This is a genomic window from Burkholderia sp. Se-20378, from assembly GCF_017104665.1.
In the GTDB taxonomy this organism is placed as follows: domain Bacteria; phylum Pseudomonadota; class Gammaproteobacteria; order Burkholderiales; family Burkholderiaceae; genus Burkholderia; species Burkholderia lata.
The window spans coordinates 1-3,624 of record NZ_JAAGPG010000685.1; the positions used below are offsets into that span (position 1 = coordinate 1).

Annotated in this window: 3 protein-coding genes; 2 read left to right on the top strand and 1 reads right to left on the bottom strand. The window is 67.5% G+C overall.

Annotation, left to right across the window (positions count from 1 at the left end; all coding sequences use genetic code 11):
• Positions 1 to 1,618: phosphocholine-specific phospholipase C (locus G3N93_RS36080; RefSeq protein WP_206135147.1), on the bottom strand; the 1,618-nt coding region annotated here is incomplete at its 3' end.
• A gap of 589 nt (positions 1,619 to 2,207) precedes the next feature.
• Between G3N93_RS36080 and G3N93_RS36085 the strand changes: the two genes are divergently transcribed.
• Both G3N93_RS36085 and G3N93_RS36090 read left to right on the top strand, forming a co-directional pair.
• A complete protein-coding gene (locus G3N93_RS36085; RefSeq protein WP_174985008.1) occupies positions 2,208 to 2,708 on the top strand; it encodes a GNAT family N-acetyltransferase in 501 nt (166 codons plus the stop codon).
• Positions 2,709 to 2,980: 272 nt separating this feature from the next.
• Positions 2,981 to 3,624: thioredoxin family protein (locus tag G3N93_RS36090; protein ID WP_206135148.1), on the top strand; the 644-nt coding region annotated here is incomplete at its 3' end.

Here is a 3,624-nt window from a genome sequence, read left to right on the forward strand (position 1 = left end):
CCGGCGCGGCCGGCGGCACGATCTTCGGCGCGGCCTGTTGCGCGGCGCTCAGCGCGTCGACCTGGCTTTTGGTCGTATGGCCTGCGAGCGTCGGCAGCGGTTCGTTGTTCGGCGAGCGGAAGTTGAACGCGCTCGTCAGGTCGCCGCACACCGCGCGGCGGTACGCGCTGATCTGCGGCTCCGCGACGCCGAAGCGCTTTTCGAGGAAAAGCAGCGTCGACGTGTGGTCGAACACCTGCGAGTTGACCCAGCCGCCGCGGCTCCACGGCGACACGACCCACATCGGCACGCGCGGGCCCGGACCGTACGGGCGGCCGTCGATTGCCGGCTGGCTCGACGTGGCCGGCGTGAAGTCGTGGTACTCGGCGGCGACGTCGGCATCCCGCAGCGTATGGCCGCCCGCGAGCGTGCCGTCGGCGTTGCGCGACGGCACGGCCGGCGACGGCAGGTGGTCGAAGAAGCCGTCGTTCTCGTCGTAGTTGACCAGCAGCACGGTCTTGCTCCACACCTCCGGGTTCGCCGTGAGCGCATCGAGTACCGCCTGCACGTACCAGCCACCCTGCGCGGGGCTCGACGGCCCCGGGTGTTCGCTGTACACGGACGGCGGGATGATCCACGACACCTCGGGCAGCGTGCCGTTGCGGATGTCGTCGCGGAACGATTCGAGGAAGCCGTACGGCATCGTGTTGCCGAACCCCTTCGCGAGCGGGCTCAGCGGATCGTCGATCGCCGGATCGTAGAACGCGCCGGCCGCCGTCACGGGCTGCGTGATGTCCGTCGACGCGACGTACGCGGGCCGGCGCGCGGGCGGCATCTGCTCGATCGCCGCGCGCCAGTGACGGAAGCTCATCATCTCGTTGCAGCCGAAGTTGTCGATCAGGCTCTGGTAGACCTTCCATTTCACGCCGGCCTGCTGCAGCCGGTCGGCGTAGGTGGTCCAGGTCCAGCCCTGGCTCGACGGGCCGATGTCGTTGCCGCCGTTGAACTGGTTGTTCAGCGCGGCGATCTTCACGCGGCTGCCGTCGGCCGGGCTGATGCCGTTCGGGCCGTTGGTGCCGCTCCAGTAGAACAGGCGGTTCGCGATCGTGCCCGTGTGCATCCCGCAGTGGTAGTGGTCGCACAGCGTGAACGCATCGGCGAGCGCGCGCTGGAACGGGACTTCCGCCGCGTCGTAGTAGCCCATCGACAGCGGCGTCTTCGCGTCGGGCCAGCGGTTCATCCGGCCGTGGTCCCACGCGGCCTGCGCATCGGCCCACGTGTGCGGCGTGCCGCCCGCGCGCTGCGCGTTGCCCTGGCTCGCGTCGAGGTGATACGGCGTGACGGTGGTGGCGGGCGTCGGCTTCGTGTACGTCTGGTAGAACACGTTGCGGCCGTTCGGCGACGGCACCGCGAAGCGGTCGCCGTAACCGCGCACGCCCTTGAACGTGCCGAAGTAGCTGTCGAATGCGCGGTTCTCCATCATCAGCAGCACGACGTGCTTCACGTCCTTGATGGTCCCCGTTTCGTGAAACGCGGGAATCGCGAGCGCGCGGCGGATGCTTGGCGGAAACGCGGACAGCGCGGCGGCGGCGAGGCCGGAAGTGGCGGTCTGCTGAAGGAATTTACGGCGTGACGTCATGGCGTTCGGGTCCTGTGATGATGGGAGCGTTCGTGACTTCGTCTGGCGGCGCCCGTGCATCGCCCCCCCTGGGACGACGAGTTGTGCGGCGTGTGCGTTCGAGTGCGTCGGCCGCGCAGGGCGGAGGTGCGCGTATCGCGCGCGATGCGTGGTGTCGCGCGGATGCCCTGGCCGTCGCCGCGATCCTGTGCAACGCGCGCTCGTGATGCGCGGGGCAGGACGTCGGCACACACCGGCCCGGCGCATGCCGGGTTGGGCGGCGCCCAGTCTAGGGAGACGACGTGACGTCGACGTGATGAAGACATGACATCGCATGTCGCGCGCGTGACGTTGCGTGCGCAACGATTGATCGGAGAGCGATGCGCGATGGAAGCGAGTCAGGAATTACCGATTGCAGTGTGCGGAACCGGTCAGATTTTTCCGGTTCGCGGTGGCGTGGCGTGGCGTGGCGTGATCGCGTGTCGTTGCGGGGGCAACGGCATCGCATGACGCCCATGTTTCAAATGCGTGAAATCGGATAAGCTCGATCTGTTGCTGCGCATGTGCGCAGTCCGCGCGACAGGCGCGACTTTTCGGAACCGGCCCACCCATGACCGACATCAAGATCCGGCACAGCGAGACGCACGACGTCGACGCGATCCGGCAGATCGCCGCGCATCCCACCGTGTACGCGAATACGTTGCAGCATCCGTTTCCGTCGTTCGAAAAATGGCAGAAGCGGCTCGAAGGCGCGCGCGAGCAAGGCATGAGCCTCGTCGCCGAAATCGACGGCGTGGTGGTCGGCCATCTCGGCCTGCATCCCGAACAGAATCCGCGCCGGCGCCATGCGGCAGGGCTCGGCATGATGGTCGACGCGGCGCGTCACGGGCGCGGCATCGGCGGCCGGTTGCTCACGGCTGCGATCGATCTCGCGGAAAACTGGCTGAACATCACGCGTCTCGAGCTGACCGTGTTCACCGACAACCGTGCGGCGATCGCGCTCTACGAGAAGCATGGCTTCCGGATCGAGGGTGAATCGCCGGGCTATGCATTGCGCGATGGCGTGCATGAATCCGTGTATCACATGGCACGGATCAAGGCGCGGCAGTGAAGGCTCGGCCGACGCGTCTCTGACAGCACGCGCGGCCGCGATGCCGCGCGTCATATTCATTCGAGAATTCGTTCGTTTTCTGTCGGCTGTGCCCGTCGTATCGTTGAATGATTTGCCGGTCGCCTCGGCCGGCGTGTGCATTTCCGTAACGATCATGCGCGGCGTTGCACGTCGGCTGGCTTCATCGTCATCGCCTCAAGGCCGTTACTTCACGGCCAGCGCTTCGCGCGCCGCACCTTCCCGCAACCGTCTCTTTCAACGGACCCGCTTCGATGAAAACCGCTCTCCGGAATCTGACCGCCGCCTGCCTGCTCGCCGCCGCGGGTGCGGCGCTTGCCGCTGCCACGCCCACGGGCGCCCCGGTGGCAAGCGCGTCGCCTGACGGCGCACACCTGCCGCCCGGCATCGCGTGGCAGCACGGCGACGTCGACGCCGCCTTCGCGTTGGCGAAGCGCACCGGCAAGCCGCTGCTGCTCTACTGGGGCGCGGTGTGGTGCCCGTCGTGCAACCAGGTGAAGTCGACGATCTTCAGCCAGCAGGCATTCAAGACCCGCTCGTCGTTCTTCGTGCCCGTGTATCTCGACGGCGATACCGAAAGCGCGCAGAAGCTCGGCGAGCGTTTCAAGGTGCACGGCTATCCGACGATGATCCTGTTCCGTCCCGATGGCACCGAAGTGACGCGGCTGCCGGGCGAAGCCGATCTCGATCGCTACATGCAGGCGCTGTCGCTCGGGATGACGGCCGCGCATCCGGTGCGGCAGACGCTCGCGACCGCACTGAAGAACGGCGCGTCGCTGACACCGGACGAATGGCGCCTGCTGGCCGACTATTCGTGGGATACCGACGGCGCGCTGCCGGTGCAGGCCGATCGCGTCGCCGAGACGCTGCAGTCGCTCGCGCAACGCGCGCGCGCGGC

Bases quoted from the DNA above. Each gene is read 5' to 3' on its own strand.
- G3N93_RS36085 (WP_174985008.1), top strand. From the start codon at position 2,208: ATGACCGACATCAAGATCCGGCACAGCGAGACGCACGACGTCGACGCG.